15 protein-coding genes are annotated in these 15,024 nt (G+C 59.6%); 12 read left to right on the forward strand and 3 right to left on the reverse strand.

Going from position 1 to position 15,024, the window contains the following annotated elements:
* Positions 1-37 precede the first annotated feature (37 nt).
* Positions 38-2,413 (forward strand): transglycosylase domain-containing protein, encoded by a 2,376-nt coding sequence (locus V7R84_RS14675; protein WP_338570393.1) that lies wholly within the window; start codon positions 38-40, stop codon positions 2,411-2,413.
* Entirely contained in the window at positions 2,410-3,309 is a 900-nt protein-coding gene (locus tag V7R84_RS14680; protein ID WP_338570396.1) for a metallophosphoesterase, read from the forward strand. The genes V7R84_RS14675 and V7R84_RS14680 overlap by 4 nt, the downstream gene beginning before the upstream one ends.
* A 20-nt stretch (positions 3,310-3,329) precedes the next feature.
* Here V7R84_RS14680 and V7R84_RS14685 read toward each other — a convergent pair whose 3' ends face one another.
* On the reverse strand, positions 3,330-3,770 hold the full coding sequence (locus V7R84_RS14685) for a DUF6301 family protein (RefSeq protein WP_338570399.1): 441 nt from the start codon (positions 3,768-3,770) through the stop codon (positions 3,330-3,332).
* An 82-nt stretch (positions 3,771-3,852) separates the two neighbouring features.
* Here V7R84_RS14685 and V7R84_RS14690 point away from each other — a divergent pair, with 82 nt between their 5' ends.
* Together V7R84_RS14690 and V7R84_RS14695 are read left to right on the forward strand one after the other, a co-directional pair.
* Entirely contained in the window at positions 3,853-4,443 is a 591-nt protein-coding gene (locus V7R84_RS14690; RefSeq protein WP_338570401.1) for an LURP-one-related/scramblase family protein, read from the forward strand.
* An 80-nt stretch (positions 4,444-4,523) separates the two neighbouring features.
* Complete coding sequence (locus V7R84_RS14695; protein WP_338570404.1) at positions 4,524-5,114, forward strand: LURP-one-related/scramblase family protein; 591 nt, start codon at positions 4,524-4,526, stop codon at positions 5,112-5,114.
* A 20-nt stretch (positions 5,115-5,134) separates the two neighbouring features.
* Here V7R84_RS14695 and V7R84_RS14700 read toward each other — a convergent pair whose 3' ends face one another.
* Positions 5,135-5,776 (reverse strand): ABC-2 transporter permease, encoded by a 642-nt coding sequence (locus V7R84_RS14700; protein WP_338570406.1) that lies wholly within the window; start codon positions 5,774-5,776, stop codon positions 5,135-5,137.
* Positions 5,777-5,783: 7 nt separating this feature from the next.
* Complete coding sequence (locus V7R84_RS14705; protein ID WP_338570409.1) at positions 5,784-6,632, reverse strand: ABC transporter ATP-binding protein; 849 nt, start codon at positions 6,630-6,632, stop codon at positions 5,784-5,786.
* Positions 6,633-6,997: 365 nt separating this feature from the next.
* On the opposite strand from V7R84_RS14705, the gene V7R84_RS14710 reads away from it, so the two are divergent.
* The 8 genes from V7R84_RS14710 (at position 6,998) to V7R84_RS14745 (ending at position 15,024) form a co-directional block, all read left to right on the forward strand.
* Entirely contained in the window at positions 6,998-7,420 is a 423-nt protein-coding gene (locus V7R84_RS14710) for a YchJ family protein (RefSeq protein WP_338570412.1), read from the forward strand.
* Between the two features lie 101 nt (positions 7,421-7,521).
* Positions 7,522-8,745 carry a sensor histidine kinase gene (locus V7R84_RS14715; protein ID WP_338570414.1) on the forward strand — a complete coding sequence of 408 codons (1,224 nt, stop codon included), beginning with the start codon at positions 7,522-7,524 and terminating at the stop codon, positions 8,743-8,745.
* Positions 8,742-9,380, forward strand: coding sequence for a response regulator transcription factor (locus V7R84_RS14720; RefSeq protein ID WP_338570417.1), 639 nt, complete (start codon positions 8,742-8,744; stop codon positions 9,378-9,380). The genes V7R84_RS14715 and V7R84_RS14720 overlap by 4 nt, the downstream gene beginning before the upstream one ends.
* 1,013 nt (positions 9,381-10,393) lie before the next feature.
* A complete protein-coding gene (locus tag V7R84_RS14725) occupies positions 10,394-11,071 on the forward strand; it encodes a hypothetical protein (protein ID WP_338570420.1) in 678 nt (225 codons plus the stop codon).
* Between the two features lie 37 nt (positions 11,072-11,108).
* Positions 11,109-11,831: an ABC transporter ATP-binding protein gene (locus V7R84_RS14730; RefSeq protein ID WP_338570423.1), complete on the forward strand. Its 723-nt coding sequence runs from the start codon at positions 11,109-11,111 to the stop codon at positions 11,829-11,831.
* A gap of 4 nt (positions 11,832-11,835) precedes the next feature.
* Positions 11,836-13,239: an FtsX-like permease family protein gene (locus V7R84_RS14735; RefSeq protein WP_338570426.1), complete on the forward strand. Its 1,404-nt coding sequence runs from the start codon at positions 11,836-11,838 to the stop codon at positions 13,237-13,239.
* A 1-nt stretch (position 13,240) separates the two neighbouring features.
* On the forward strand, positions 13,241-13,801 hold the full coding sequence (locus V7R84_RS14740; protein ID WP_338570429.1) for a hypothetical protein: 561 nt from the start codon (positions 13,241-13,243) through the stop codon (positions 13,799-13,801).
* A 119-nt stretch (positions 13,802-13,920) separates the two neighbouring features.
* Positions 13,921-15,024 (forward strand): prolyl oligopeptidase family serine peptidase, encoded by a 1,104-nt coding sequence (locus V7R84_RS14745; protein WP_338570431.1) that lies wholly within the window; start codon positions 13,921-13,923, stop codon positions 15,022-15,024.

Consider the following 15,024-nt stretch of genomic DNA (forward strand, 5'->3'; position numbering starts at 1 on the left):
CGGTGACCTGCCACGAACCTCACGTACACTTTGGGCCATGAAGACGCGCGCGCCCAGAAGCAAGGGCAAATCCGTAGCGATGTTCCTGGCCATCAGCGTATTGTGCGGACTGCTGCTCTCGGGTCTGGCCGTGCCGTTCGTCGCTCTCACGAGTGGCCTCGCCAAGGCCGCATCCGACAGCATGCAGTACCTTCCGACGGAGTTCGAGACCCCGCCGCAGTCGCAGAAGTCCAGGATCCTGATGGCCGACGGGTCGGAACTGGCCAACTTCTTCGCGGAGAACCGCACCTACGTCGCTCTCGATCAGATCTCCCCGCTAATGCAGAAGGCCCAGGTCGCCATCGAGGATCACCGGTTCTACGAGCACGGTGCCATCGACATCCAAGGTCTGGGACGCGCCGTCCTCCGGACCCTCAGCGGCTCCACCCAGGGTGCATCCACCCTCACCCAGCAGTACGTGAAGCAGGTGCAGATCGAGACGGCTCTGATCCGTGGTGACGAGGATGCGGCAGCGGCCGCACAGGCCGTCAGCATCGAACGCAAGATCCGTGAGATGCGCTACGCCATGGCAGTTGAGGAGCGTCTCAGCAAGAACGAGATCCTGGAACGGTACCTGAACATCGCCTACTACGGTGACGGCGCCTACGGGGTCGAAGCGGCGGCCCACCACTACTGGAACACGACCGCCAAGGACCTGACCCTCGCCCAGGCAGCGATGCTGGCGGGCATCGTCCAGAACCCCGTCGCCTTCGATCCGGTCCAGAACCCCGCGAAAGCCATCGAGCGCCGCAACCAAGTGCTGAAGCGGATGGCTTCCTCCGAAGTCGGGATGATCACGCAGGAGGAGGCGGAGACCGCCATGCAGGAGGGTTTCGACGCCTCCAACGTGCAGAACACCCCGAACGGTTGCCCCGTCTCCCAGTTCCCGGTGCTTTGCGACTACGTCCGGCGTGTCCTGATCTCCGACCAGATGCCCTCGCTGGGTTCCACCGCGAAGGAGCGGGAGAACCGCCTCAAGCGCGGCGGCCTGACCATAAAGACCCTCATCGACCCGAAGGCTCAGCAGGCCGCTGAGGAGGCCGTCGCCAAAACAGTGGGCCCCACCGATCCGGTCTGGGGCGGGTCGGTGCTGATCCAGCCGGGCACCGGGCTGATCACCGCCATGGCCCAGAGCCGCACGAAGCTGGGCGACGGTGAGGGCGAGACCTGGCTGCAGGCCAACGCGTCCAGTGATTTCGGTGGCGTCGGGGGTTTCCAAGCCGGTTCGACGTTCAAGCCCTTCGTGATCGCCACCGCCCTGGAACAGGGCGTTCCCACCAGCACGTCCTTCGAGTCGAAGTCGCGAATGCAGTTCCGCGGGTACAAGTTCAAGAACTGCGAGGGCCCATTCACGTACACGGGAGACTACGACCCGAAGAACTACGATGGGGATCACGGCAACATCAACATGCTGGAGGCCACCCAGAAATCCGTGAACACCTACTTCGTCCAGTTGGAGGCCAAGGTTGGCATCTGCGCCTCCATCGACACGGCCCAGAAGCTCGGCGTGAAGCTCGCCGACGGTGACGACATGCGCAAGATGGCGGAGTATCCGTCGTGGGTGCTCGGTGTCGCGGAGGTGACGCCGCTGTCGATGGCGGAGGCCTACGCCACGTTCGCGAACCGGGGCGTGCACTGCAACCCGATCATCCTGCAGAGCGTGCAGACCCAGGACGGCACCGAAGTGGAGATCCCCTCAGCCGATTGCAAACAGGTGATCAGCTCGGATGTGGCCGACGGCGTCAGCAGCATTTTGTCGACGGTCATTACCCAGGGCACGGGCGCCCCGGCACGCTTGCCGGATGGCAGGCCCCAGGCCGGCAAGACCGGAACAACCAATGACACCCAGAGCGTGTGGTTCGCCGGCTACACCCCCGACATGGCGGGCGTGGCCTACATCGCAGCAGACGTCACCAGCTCTCGTTTCAAGGGCAAGACATCAAAACCGATCGTCGGGCTGAGGATGTCGACGGGCAAGGTCCTGGAGGGTTCGGGCGGCCATGATGCGGGTGGCATCTGGAAGTCCGCAATGTCCGAGGCACTCAAGGACATCCCCGCAAGTAACTTCCAGGAACCGAACAAACGGATCCTGGAGGGCGAGAAAGTCCCTGTTCCGAGCGTCGCAGGCATGACCGAGGAGCAGGCGCGGCAGACGCTCGAGGCCGAAGGCTTCAGCGTCGGCAGGATGGAACAGTTCAGCCCTCAACCCGCCGGGACCTACCTGGGCAAGGTGCACCCCAGCACCAGAGCGGCGAAGTACTCGACCGTCCAGCTGGTCTACTCCAAGGGCCCCATACCGACGAACACCCCGACGGTCGCCCCCGGGCAGCCAGGGCAACCAAGCGCCCCGGCCACCCCGGAGGGAGAGCGGTGATCAAGGCCTTCAAGGTGGCGAAGGGTCTCGCTGCGGTGGCAGCAGGCTGCTTCGCCTGGGGGCTGGTGGAGGCCACCCGTTTCCGGGTGCGTCGCGTGACGGTTCCGGTCCTGCCTGCAGGTGGACCTGAGATGCGGATACTGCATCTCAGCGACATCCACTTGTTGCCCGGCCAGCAGCTGAAACTGAGCTTCCTGCGAGCGTTGGCGGACCTAGAACCCGATCTGGTGATCAGCACCGGCGACAACATCGCCAGCGACACCGCAATCCCGCCGCTCATATCGGCGCTGGGCCGGCTGCTGGAGGTGCCTGGCGGATTCGTCTTCGGCTCGAATGACTACCACAAACCGGAGTTCAAGAATCCACTGCGCTACGTCGCCCGGGGACGTTCAGAGCCGTCGAAATCCCCGGAACGGCTGGCAACCGACCAGCTGCGGGCGGAGCTGATCCGCAGCGGCGCCTGGCACGATCTGAACGACCGCCGCACCATCATCGAGGCCGCTGGATATCGCATTGAGCTGCGCGGCACCGATGACGCCCACCACGACCTGGATCACTACCCTGCCGTCGTCGGGCCTGCCAGCGACGGTGTGGACCTCAGCCTGGGTGTCACCCACGCCCCGTACCGTCGCATCCTGGACGCCATGACCACCGACGGGGTGGACCTGATCCTCGCGGGGCACACCCACGGCGGCCAGGTGTGCGTGCCCGGTCACGGAGCATTGACCACCAACTGTGATCTCCCAACAGACCGCGCCAAGGGCCTGTCGGAACACCGGGTCGAGGGCCACCATGCCTGGTTGCACATATCGGCTGGAATCGGCACCTCACCATTCGCCCCGTACCGCTTCGCCTGCCCCCCGGAGGTCACGATCCTGACCTTGGTGGCACGCTGATCGCACCCCTCCCAGCCGGCTCACCCGTAAATGAATGATCCCTGGGGAGTGAAGAAGGTCGAAAGGATCAGGTCGGAACCACCGACGATCTCGGCGACGGCGTTGTTGGGCAGCCGCCACGCGATGGTGGGATCCTCGCAGGGGTCGGTGTAGAAAGGTTTACCCCACGCTTGTGTTCCGGTGGTCTCGTAGGAGACGAGCAGCTCGTCCAACGGCGTGGCGTCCTCTGCGGGTTCGGCCAGGGGAAAGGACATGTTGTGGATTCCACCCGACCTGCCCCCGTACAGCACCATCCGTCTCGTCCCGCTCGAGAAGTCGACCACAAACTCCCAGGGTCTGTCGGTCGGGGACCAACCGAACCCGACAGCCGCCGACCGGAAGGCATCAAGGGTGAGCGGCCATGACAGCTTGGCGAGCCGGTCGGCCCATGTGACGAAGTCGTCGGCACTCAGCGGATTCACGATCCCTCCCTGGGTCAAACGGCAACCGCACTGTCCCCCGCCGCCAGCCTATCCTGCTCCCCTGGCCCCCTACCCTTTGGGCATGAGCAGCCAAACAGGCCTCCTACATCAGGATCTGCTGATCCTGCAGCAGTTCCGCAACGGCCTCTCCCCCGAGTTCAACATCCTCGACGACCAGGAGCAGGTCGTCGGCATGGTGGGCGGCACGGAGAGCGGCGCTCGCCGGTTCTTCCTGGGGCCCCGCGAGTTCGACGTGCTGGATGCCGACGGCAGGCGGTTGGCGCACATCAGTGATGTTCGTGACTTCTGGCGGGACACCTACGAGATCATGCGGGGTGACGGTTCCATGCTGGCCACCGTCGCCAGGAAGATGGCGTTCTTCTCCCACAGGTTCTCCATCGCGCTCAGCACCGGGGAGGAGTTCATGGTGGAGGGAAATTTTTTCAGCCGCGAATTCAATGTGGTCGACGCGGACGACGAAGAGATCGTCGCACAGGCCAGCCGGGAGCGGGCAGGCTTCGTCAAGGCGTTTCTCGGCCACGACCGGTATGCCCTGCGCTATCCGGCCGGTACCTCTCCGGACTGGCGACTGGCAATTCTCGGCGGCATGATCGCCCTGGACCTGATGCGGGCTAAGGACGCCAGCTCCGCGGCCAGCTACGACAGCACGTGAGCTGGACCGTGACGCGTCCTTCCCCAATCGGTCGGCTGAACGCCAGCCTATCTGCTTCCCTGGCCCCTTACCCTTGAGATATGAGCATCCTGAATCACGACCTCTTAATTCTGCAGCAGTTCCGCAGCGATTCCTCGCCCAGGTTCGACATCCTTGATGCCCAAGGACAGGGTGTCGGCGTGGTGAGTGGCACGGAGAGCAGCGTCCGTCGCATTTTCCTGGGAGCCCGTGAATTCGACGTACTGGATACCGACGGCAGCCTCCTGACGCACGTCAGCGACGTTCGGGACCTCTGGCGGGACACCTACAAGGTCATGCGCGGTGACGGTTCCGTGCTGGCGACCATCGCCAGGAAGATGGGGTTCTTCTCCCGCAAGTTCTCCATCACTCTCACCTCCGGGGAGGAGCTCACGGTGAAAGGAGATGTCATCGACCGCGAGTTCACCGTGGTCAACGCAAACAGCGAAGAGACCGTCGCGCAGGTCAGCCGGGAACGAACAGGTGTCATCGAGGCATTTTTCGGCCGCGACCACGACCGTTACGCGCTGCACTACCCGGATAGCACCTCCCCGGACCTGCGGCTCGCCATCCTGGGGAGCATGATCGCCCTGGATTTGATGCGAGCCAAGGACGCCCGCAAGAACACCCAATCCGCGGCCAACAACACCTGAGAGGCGCTGGGATCACCTGCTCACAGGTCAACCTTCTCGAAGCGATCTGCGGCGATCCGGTAGGTGAGGATGTTGCCCGCGACGAAGACCACGACGCACAGCGCGAGGACGATCAGATGCGTCCCGACGTGCTCCTTCACGACATCCAGGTGGGTGCGGAGGAAGGGAACCGTGTGAATCAAGGCCTCGGCGACGCCGATGTAGAGCAGCACCGCCACACCCGCCACGATGAAGGGCACCCCGATGTTGTGGGCCGTCTTGTAGTGCATGGTCAACAGCAGGAAGTTGAAGAGCGTGAACATGATCAGCGCGGAGCCGAAAAGAGCCGGATTGGCTTCGATTCCGGCGGGGTTTGATTCGTAGAACACGTTGCGCAGCACCGCGACGGGAATGGCGACCACCAGTTGGGCGATCTCGAAAAGGCAGCAGAGCAGAACCCGGGCGCGCACCGTGTCGCGTTTCCGGATCGGCAGCAGCATGGAGAAGTAGACATCGTTGGCCTCGCGGAAGTGCATGATGGTGAAGAACACCGCGAGGCACATGTACATGAGCCCGACGTAGAGAGGATACGTTGGGATGAGCATGAGGAGGCAGAGCGACCCCATCACGACGGGAAGCACCAGGTTCGCGAGCTTGAGTTCCTTCAGCAGCAGGTTCTTCATGGGATGGTCACTTCCGCTCGAGGTGGATCATGATGGATTCAAGGTCGGCTGCACCCACCTGGAGGCCGTTGGCCTCGGCGGCGGGGGCATTCTTGGCGTGGATCAGCGCCTCCAATCGACCGTCGCGTTCCCGGCAGCCGATCAGGAGCCCACGAACACCGTCGCCGGTTCGAGCGGATTCGCCGCTGACGGCGCGATAGGAGCTGGTGAACTCCCCCAGACTCGTGCTGGCGAGGATCCTGCCCTTGTGGATGTAGGTGATGGTGTCGGCACATTTCTCCAGATCGGTCATGATCTGGGTGGAGAACAGGATGCTGGCGCCCTCCTCGGCGACGACATCACGGAACACATCAAGCAGGTCGTCGCGGGAAACGGGATCGAGGCCGCTGGTGGGTTCGTCCAGGAGAATTAGCTCGGCTCCGTGCGACAGCGACAGCGCCACCGCGTATTTGACGCGCATGCCCTGGGAGAGTTCGTCAAGTTTCTTGGTCTCGACGAGTTCGAAACGCTCCAGCAGGCAACGGTAGGAGGTCTCATCCCAGGACCGGAAGAACCGGCGGAACACGTCGGTGACGTCCCGGATCCGTTTCTTCGGATAGAAGTTCACCTCCCCGAAGGTAAAGGAGATGCGCTCCTTGATCTCCAGTTCGTGGCTGCGGAAATCGAGCCCGAAGAACTCGACACCTCCCGCGTCGGGATGGACGAAGTTCAGCATCGACTTCAGCGTCGTCGATTTTCCCGCACCATTCCTGCCAACGAATCCCATGATGGTGCCGGACTGCATCGTGAATGAGACGTCCTTCAGCTCAAAGGACGGGTATCGCTTGCACAGACCGTGGATGTTGAGTATTTCCACTGAAGTTGTTCCCTTCCAGTCGCATTGGATGAGGTTCCGGAATCACGGGATGTCCGGATGTCGCCTCCACACCTGCGTCGGAGTGCACTGCGTGACCGGCTGGCCCCGCCTCAACGCGGAGCCTCGGTCCCCGAGCTTGTGGTCTCTCGGCTGGATCAGTGGCGGTGGGAATGATCAGCTGCTCAGCCACCATTGCACCTTCCAAGTGTCGACGTACAGACCCGGCATCCCGGTTCGACACCACCTAGTCAAAACTATGACGCGACGTCAGAGTCAACCACGTCAGCAGGACACCCCGGTCTCACCGTTGACTATTTGACGACATCGATTGAGCGTTATTGGACTTCACGCGACATACTGGGTTCGTGAGTGATCCTCTCGTCATCTGCCCCTGCGACACCGGTCGCCCCTACGAGACGTGCTGCGGCCCCCTCCACGACGGCAGCCGACCCGCGGCCACCGCGGTCGCTCTCATGCGGTCACGCTACAGCGCCTACGCGCTGGGGCTCAGGGACTACCTCCTGGAAACCTGGCATCCCAACACCCGCCCCGACATGGTCGACCCCGAACCCGAGCTCCGTTGGACCGGCCTAACCATCGAACACAGCGGGGCGGGCAAGGCCTGGGACGACGAAGGAATGGTCGCTTTCTCGGCCACCTGGGAGGAGGGCGACCGGACCGGCACCATGCGGGAAGTCAGCTCCTTCCTCCAGGTGGACGGTCGCTGGTTCTACGTCAACGGCATCCCCCATACCGCAGGCCAGCACACCCCCAACATCGAACAGTGAAAAATGAACCGCATGCTCTTCAGGACTGCTTGAACCAACCCTTAAGCCCCTAACCACCTGGCAACAGGAAGTTACACTTGGTGCGCATGAGTCGGCCTCACGTGAATGTCGAACGCACCTTGGTGGCGCTGCAGGCGGTGGCGCTGTGTTGTTTGGTCTTGGCGGCGATACTGCGCATCATCGACTTCACCAGGTCTGGCACGGGGTTGGGAGTCGCTATAACATGGTTGATCCTCACCCCTGTCATCGGCGCTTTGTGGATAGTACGTCCCTACCTGGTTCGGATCGGTCATGGGATTACGCTGACAATACTGACGATCTTCTTGGCTACCCCGGTGGCTGTTTTCGGGTCGGTAACCTTCACGATTCCAGTCCTCCTGCTTGTCGTCGCGTTCGCCGTGACAGACGTCTCCCCGAAGGCCGGAATACACGCAATGATCTGGATATCAGTCGTAGGGTTCACCCTCCTGACATCAGCTGGTCAAGGGACTTCGATGTCGGCTGTGATGAGCATGGCCCAGGGGTTGGTTAATGTTGTTCCAGTAGTCGCGCTGCTGTGTTTCGGATTCATTCTCGGTTTGGCATTGCGCGGATTCGAGCAACGTCGAAACGCTGACCAAGCGATAATCGAACGGCTGCAACACACTTCCGAGGTCGAGAAGGAACTACTGCTCTCCGACGAACGTGCCCGAAGCGCACGAGAACTTCATGATGGCTTGGGGCATCGACTCACGCTCGTGGCGATGAGCCTCGAGCTGGCAGAGCGGCTGCGGAGCACCGATCTCGACCAGGCATGGCAAGAAATCCACATGGCGAAGCACACGTCAAGCGAAGCGTTGGCAGAAATGCGAACTTGGGTGCGAGCGCTGAGTCCGGTTCGAGACGCCACTGCTCGGGGACTTGCAGCCCTTGAAATGATCGCAGAATCGTTCCGAGGAACTGGGCTGACGGTTGAGGTCATCGGTGACGAGAGATCGGATCATGAGCTCGTGAACAATGACGCGATAGCTTTGCTGATGTACCGGGCCGTCCAAGAAGGATTGACAAATGCTTTACGTCACGGTAAAGCGCAGTCTGTACAAATAGGAATTCGCAGCAATGAAAACAGAATGATTCTTGTGATCATCAATGATTTTAGGTGCGTCACATCCCTTAACTCAGCTGATGGCGAACCGACGTTTGGGTTCGGGCTACGCGGACTGGCTGATCGAGCATCGGACCATGGTGGAACGATGCGAGCACATCGAATCAAAAATCAATTCGAGCTTGAAATTTCCGTACCGCTCAACAGAATCGCGGCCGGACATCGGGAGGCGGTCTCATGAATGATGCAGAACCGACACGCGTATTACTGGTGGAGGATCAACAACTGATCCGTCGAGGCCTAGCCATGTTGCTATCCACCGTCGACGGGATCGATGTGACTGCTCAAGCTGAGGACGGACGCGCTGCGCTTGATATCTTGGCCACAACAGAACTTGATGTTGTCCTCGTCGACGCACGAATGCCCGGCATGGACGGAATCGAATTTACAGCCCACTGTACTCGCGATCACCCAGGGCTCCCTGTTCTTGTTCTTACCACTTTCGATGACGACGCCCTTGTCCAAGCGGTTTTCTCTGTCGGCGCCTCCGGATTCCTTCTGAAGGACACCTCGATCGAACATCTCGTGAGCGCATTGTACTCCGTTATCGAAGGCGGCATGGTGATTGATCCCCGCGTTGCACGTGCAGCAATACAAACGAAGAGCGGAGGAGAGGGTCCGCTTGCAATTCTTACTCGCGGAGAACGCGTCGTTGCAGAACTTGTGGCACAAGGTTTGACGAACTCAGAGATTGCAGCCTCATTAACTCTCGCCGAGGGAACCGTAAAGAACTACGTTTCAGCTCTATTGAGAAAGATTGGTGAGCGCGATCGTACTGCCCTTGCACTCAAGCTCCGCAAAGCACTGGGATTTTGATCCTGAAACAAGTTTGAAGATTAGGCAAACGTAGGCTTTGGTCTTTCATCCTCGGGGTTCTTGGTGGCCGTGGCATGAGCGCAAAAAATACTCCTACTCCAGGAGAATCCTTCTTGCCAAAGGAACGCTTCGTTCAACAAGAGAGCACCTTCAAGTCAAGACTAACGGCTTGAATCCATGTGTTCGTGTCAATATTACTGGGGTGTCTGCAGACAGGCATGCGGGCAGGAGCCAGCAAAGTTGGTGAGCGAAGGCAGGTGGGTTGGTTTGCCGAGGCGGTGCGTCGTTGTGTTAGGGCGCGGGCCCCGCGGGGACGGTAAGTGGTGTCTGCAACCCAGGTCCCGGGGAACCCGCGCTAATGTCATCTACCCCCTACCGCTGTCCTGTCGCGCCAGCCTGTGGTCCGTGTCCTCCAGGACATGGCCGCCTGAAGGAACCTGGCCATCAGCCCCATCGCATCTTCCACGACCGTGACACATCCATCACCTCAACCACCAGAGCCTTGGCCAGACGCCCCAAACTACTCACCCAACCTCCCACCTAACTTTGCCGGCCCTCTGAAACCTAGGGCGGTTCAGCAGGATACGGCCCACCGTGTCGCTGCCGTCTTCGCCAGCGGTGGTCTCATCGCCAACACCCATGCTGGGGCCACGTGCTCCACCGACGGAAACTTCGTCCAGCGCGACAGCAACACCACCTGTGACGAGTCCACCTACCCCGACTTCGATCAGCAGTTCCGAGTCAAAACAGCATAGACCGAGTGAGGATGCCTCTCCTCGTAAATGATCAGACCAGTGACTGCGGTCACAACAATATCGTGACCTGGGAGAGGTGTGGCGGCGAGTCCTACGCTGTAGCGTGAAAACCACCAGCACTTGGTGAGCGACGATCTCAAGATCCTCGCCGCGACGACGGCTACAACAATAGCGTTGTTCTTTGAGGAGTTGCTCACGCCCTGTGTGTGACAACAGAAACACTTCACCACGAGTTTGCATATCAGGAAAGGAGAGTCAATGCCTCTCGACGTTCGGTATCTTCAGTATTGTCAGCCTGACAATCCTTTCTATGCACCTCCGACCACTCCCAAGCACGCACGAAATCTTGATGTGTCCTCCTTGGCCATCCCCGGATGGGAATCTAAAGAGATACATCCATGGACGAATTGGTTTCCCAGCAAGTGGTCACCTCCTAGGCAGGGCTGGAAGATTCATGTCTCCGCAACACCGCACAACGCCGAATCCATATTAGCAGTTGCCGCCAAGCATTGCTTCCAGCTACAATTACCATTCAAACATCTCACATCGCTTGAAGATTTAGTTGCTCAGAGCGGAAAGTACGCGGACCGCGCCAGTGCTGGAAAATTTATCACCGTGTATCCTAGTTCTGACGAACAATTCACTGCTGCTCTTAATGGACTCGATGATCTTCTTTCCGGAGAAGAAGGTCCATATATCCTATCGGATAGACGCTGGAAGTCGGGCCCCGTCTACTTCAGGTATGGGGCCTTCGTTCCACCGTCAAAGGACGCTGCCTACGTCTCGACATTAATTGACCCTGAAGGCAATGAGGTCGAAGACCCGCGTCGTCCAATATACACACCTCCAGCATGGGCTAAGTTACCAACAGCAGTGCAGTGCCGTGGTCTTGAGAACCTTCCAAAGCTGTTCCGGAGCCACGGCCACCTGCTTTGATCATAACCACATTTAGGAAAAGCAGAAGGAAGCTCTCTTGAAGGTCACGCTCAGCGCTCACGGTCTCCAGCGCGTCGTCACAACCGGACGGACAGAGATCAATATCCTGCGCGGATGCGATCTGGAGTTACAGGGAGGCGGCCTGACCTCAGTCGTGGGGCATTCGGGTTCTGGAAAGTCGTCACTGCTGATGTGTCTAAGCGGCTTGGATGAACCAACCTCGGGTATGGTGATGATCAACGGTCGTGACATTTATCGGCAGTCCCCAAGCAAACGCGCACATATGCTTCGCTCCGAGATCGGATTCGTATTCCAGCAATACAATTTGGTGCCCTTTCTAACCGTTGAGGAGAACATCGCACTCCCCTTCCAGCTCGACCACAAGCCAGTTCCCCGCGATATGATCAGTGCCCTCATTGAGTCGTTCGGGCTGGCTCACCGTCGCCGTGCCTCGGCCCACTCACTTTCTGGCGGTGAGCAGCAACGAACCGCCCTTTGTCGTGCGCTCGCACGCCGTCCTGGCATCGTGTTCGCGGACGAACCAACAGGCGCCCTAGACTCGCAGAGCACACAGATCGTGCTCGGAACTCTTCGAAGAATGGCTGACGAAGGGCAGATGATCGTCATGGTCACCCATGACCTTGATGCGGCCGCCTTGGCCGACAGGATCGTGATCATGCACGACGGTCATACGGTGAAACATCTTGGTCGCAGCACCAGCCAAGAGCTACTTCGAATCATGAGCAATTTGAAAGCGTGATGCCATGCAGCGCTACGTGACCAGAATGTTCGCTGATCAGTGGCAACAATGGGTGCCCGCTGTTGTCGTGATCACGGTGATGGCTACCATGATCGGTTTGTGCGTTCACCAGTTCGCCTGGACAGGTGATCCCCTGTTTCGGACTGCGGCGAGTGCTGCGGGAGTCCCGGTGGAGGAGTTCCAGATCCTCTCGGTCACGATCTATACCGTGGTGGCCCTTGTCTCTTGGGTTGCCCTGACTGTGGTGGGAAAAGCCAGCGTCCACGCCATTCGCCGAACTCACGCTTTGTGGTTGCTGCTCGGCACATCCCCAGCCGTGGTTCTCGGTTCAACCCTTCTTCTCTTGACGGTCGTCAGCCTGTGCGGTGCAATTCTTGGAGCGCTCCTCTCGACGCTGTTGAGTTTTTGGGCCCTTCCAGCATTCAACACGATGGTTTCTTCAGCAGTCCAGTTGCCAACGTACACACCCACCGCTTGGGCGCCCATCGTTGTCATCGTCGTCAGCGTGCTCACTGCCTTGGGGGGCGGACTTTCCCCAGCTCGGCAAGCATCCCGCACCCCCCCGGGTGCCGCTCTGCGGTCCCTCGATGGCCTCGGCCGAAAGTCAGCCACTGTACCCCGGGTCGTGTGTGGCGTGTTCTTCTTCCTCGTCGCTTTTAGTCTGGTTATTTCCGCCGGATTTGCTGATTCGCTCGGGGTGACCACTCCCGCCCCGATGTTTAATTTGGCTATTAACGCAGGAGGTAGCTCCCTCATCGCCGTCTATCTCCTATGTCCACAGATTGCAGGTTTCATTTTTCGGGTACTCACCGGCCTCTTTTCGCGCACGGGGCTCGTCGTTTCGGCTCTGGGCACACGTTCCGCAGCATCCCGGGTTCAAGTGAGTGCGACAACAATTGCTCCATTGGCTGCCGGCCTGGGAAGTATTGGATTGCTGTTGTGTTCCGTTAACTCTGTCATTGCGTTCGCTGAAATACTTCAGCCAGACGGCCAGGCGAACCGGGCCGACACCTGGATGATGGTCATCGTCATTGCCCTAATGATGCTGGCGACCAGCGCCGCTGTGGTCGCCTTGTCCGCGAGCGGTCGGGAACATGAAATTGCCCTCCTTCAAGCAGCAGGCATGCGAGGACGACAAGTTGTCGCCATGATCGCATCCGAGAGCTTCGCGATGTCGTTAGCGTCATCCATCATAGCTGCCGTTCCTGTCGCTTTTGGAGGTCTTGTCTTCGTTCTCGCCTCCCAAGCAACCCTCGGCGGTGGAACCGCGGTAGTAGCGTGGCCCGTGCCGGCAATGCTAGTGGGTTTAATTGCGTCGTGGGCTGCGCTTTTCATCATACTCCTCGCGCCAGTGCTGACACCACTTCGCGAAGGGCCTAGCACGCAACTACGCCAGCAAGAGATCTGATATGCCGGAGATATCCGATGCTGCAGGACAACAGATTATTGCTCTCGCGCAGCGCCTGAAGGCATTCAAGTCCTTCCGACTCCAAGCCCAACCCACCTCAGAAACTGGTGATGATCATGCTCGCACGATTCGACTTCGAGGCCCTGATGGCTCTGAGAGCTTCGAGATCCTAACTCTGCGCCAGCGAGACAAGTTGCTCCTGACCGCCGACGAGTCAGCATGCGCGATAATCGGTGATTTCAATGGCGACGAAAACTACACACTGCGAATCTACACGGTAACCAAATCTGGAGTCAGACTCGTTCATCTGGAGTCACCCATATCACCTTGCGTATATGCGTTTGGAACAGGGCTGCTTTGGATTCGACGAGACGCTGCACGTCGACCTTACAAGGCCCTTTGGTGGGATCGTGACTGCGAACATCCAGAAGTCCTGTTTGAAGAAATCGACCGAACACGCCGACTCAGCCTTCGCAGCGTCGATGACGATATAGCAATCCTTGCGTCCAAGGGAGCCGATACAATCAATATCACCGAATTATCACCGGCGGTGATGCAATAATTCCGACTTGCCACCTGTCGACCCAGGACATTCCCGATGGGGACCTCATGTTATGGCACGGAGACATTATCGTCCTCGATCGGGCGCAAGGACAGGTCAGAGCTGACGGGGATGACCCGTTGACTGCCACAGCTCCCGCAGATTTCATCACCGAACATCTTCAGCGTGCGGGGGACGAGATTGCGGTCGTCGGGAGATACCGTGGTCGCCAAGCCTTCTGGCTACCAGCTCAAGGACCAGCCGCCCTGTGGACCGCACCGCCCGCAGGTATTATGCTCCCTTCAATCGATCCGGCCACCAAACGTCAGGCGTTCCTCGTTTCATCACCGGTTCATGAACCTCAGGTTGTGTTTCCTTCAGAAAACGGCAAGGTCCCTGCTGTCTCGACCGGTCGAGCCGTTGACCGCTGTCTCACAGCTAGCAGCGATGACGGTACACCGATCCCAATCACGATTTTCTTACCCCCAAATCCGGGACCGCTTCCTCTCGTCGTACATGTCTATGGCGCCTACGGCATCAGCCTCGAAGGACCATTCGATCCCTTCACTGACGATCTCCTGGCCCGCGGAATTGCAGTCGCCTACTGCCATGTTCGCGGCGGCGGCGAGAACGGACCCACGTGGCATCAACAAGCGACAGGTACGCGTCGGCACCAGTCAATCGCGGATCTTCTAGCCTGCCTAGCTCTGTTTCATAACCATCCCGCGATCATCGCGGATCGCATCGCATTGGTTGCCGCAAGTGCTGGAGGTTTCACCGCTGCCGCCGCCTGTCTCCGCCAGCCGACCTGGGTACGTGGGCTGCAGCTCGTGCATCCATTCATCGACCCTGTCACAGCCCTTCTGGACCCCGGCTCCAATCTCACTACAACCGACTGGGCGGAATTCGGAAATCCTCGTGCTGACCCACGGGTGAAAAACTATCTTGAACAGCTCTCGCCGGCGGCAACTGTTCGGAGTCTTGATCCTCATAGCTGTCCACTTCCACGAGCCTGGATCCGGACGGCTGAGCAAGATGCCCGGGTCGATTCAGCAGCCGTCAAGCAGTTCTGTGAACTCTACCGGGCTGCGGCCATCTCCACCGATGCCGACCACGTTGTCTACCGAGTCACCACCGGTGGGCACATTGAAGGCCAATCGTTCGAGCAAGCACACGAAGAAAACCTCCTCGCCCATGCTTGGTTGCTGGACCTCCTCGACTCCCCGTGTATACAGGCGATTTGA

Origin of the sequence: Arachnia propionica, from assembly GCF_037055325.1 — a bacterium.
Classification (GTDB): domain Bacteria; phylum Actinomycetota; class Actinomycetes; order Propionibacteriales; family Propionibacteriaceae; genus Arachnia.

What these genes read in the sequence shown, in the direction of transcription:
- V7R84_RS14735 (WP_338570426.1), top strand. Translation starts at nt 11,836, where the DNA reads ATGCAGCGCTACGTGACCAGAATGTTCGCTGATCAGTGGCAACAATGG.
- V7R84_RS14720 (WP_338570417.1), top strand. Translation starts at nt 8,742, where the DNA reads ATGAATGATGCAGAACCGACACGCGTATTACTGGTGGAGGATCAACAA.
- V7R84_RS14700 (WP_338570406.1), bottom strand. Translation starts at nt 5,776, where the DNA reads ATGAAGAACCTGCTGCTGAAGGAACTCAAGCTCGCGAACCTGGTGCTT.
- V7R84_RS14675 (WP_338570393.1), top strand. Translation starts at nt 38, where the DNA reads ATGAAGACGCGCGCGCCCAGAAGCAAGGGCAAATCCGTAGCGATGTTC.
- V7R84_RS14695 (WP_338570404.1), top strand. Translation starts at nt 4,524, where the DNA reads ATGAGCATCCTGAATCACGACCTCTTAATTCTGCAGCAGTTCCGCAGC.
- V7R84_RS14740 (WP_338570429.1), top strand. Translation starts at nt 13,241, where the DNA reads ATGCCGGAGATATCCGATGCTGCAGGACAACAGATTATTGCTCTCGCG.
- V7R84_RS14725 (WP_338570420.1), top strand. Translation starts at nt 10,394, where the DNA reads ATGCCTCTCGACGTTCGGTATCTTCAGTATTGTCAGCCTGACAATCCT.
- V7R84_RS14690 (WP_338570401.1), top strand. Translation starts at nt 3,853, where the DNA reads ATGAGCAGCCAAACAGGCCTCCTACATCAGGATCTGCTGATCCTGCAG.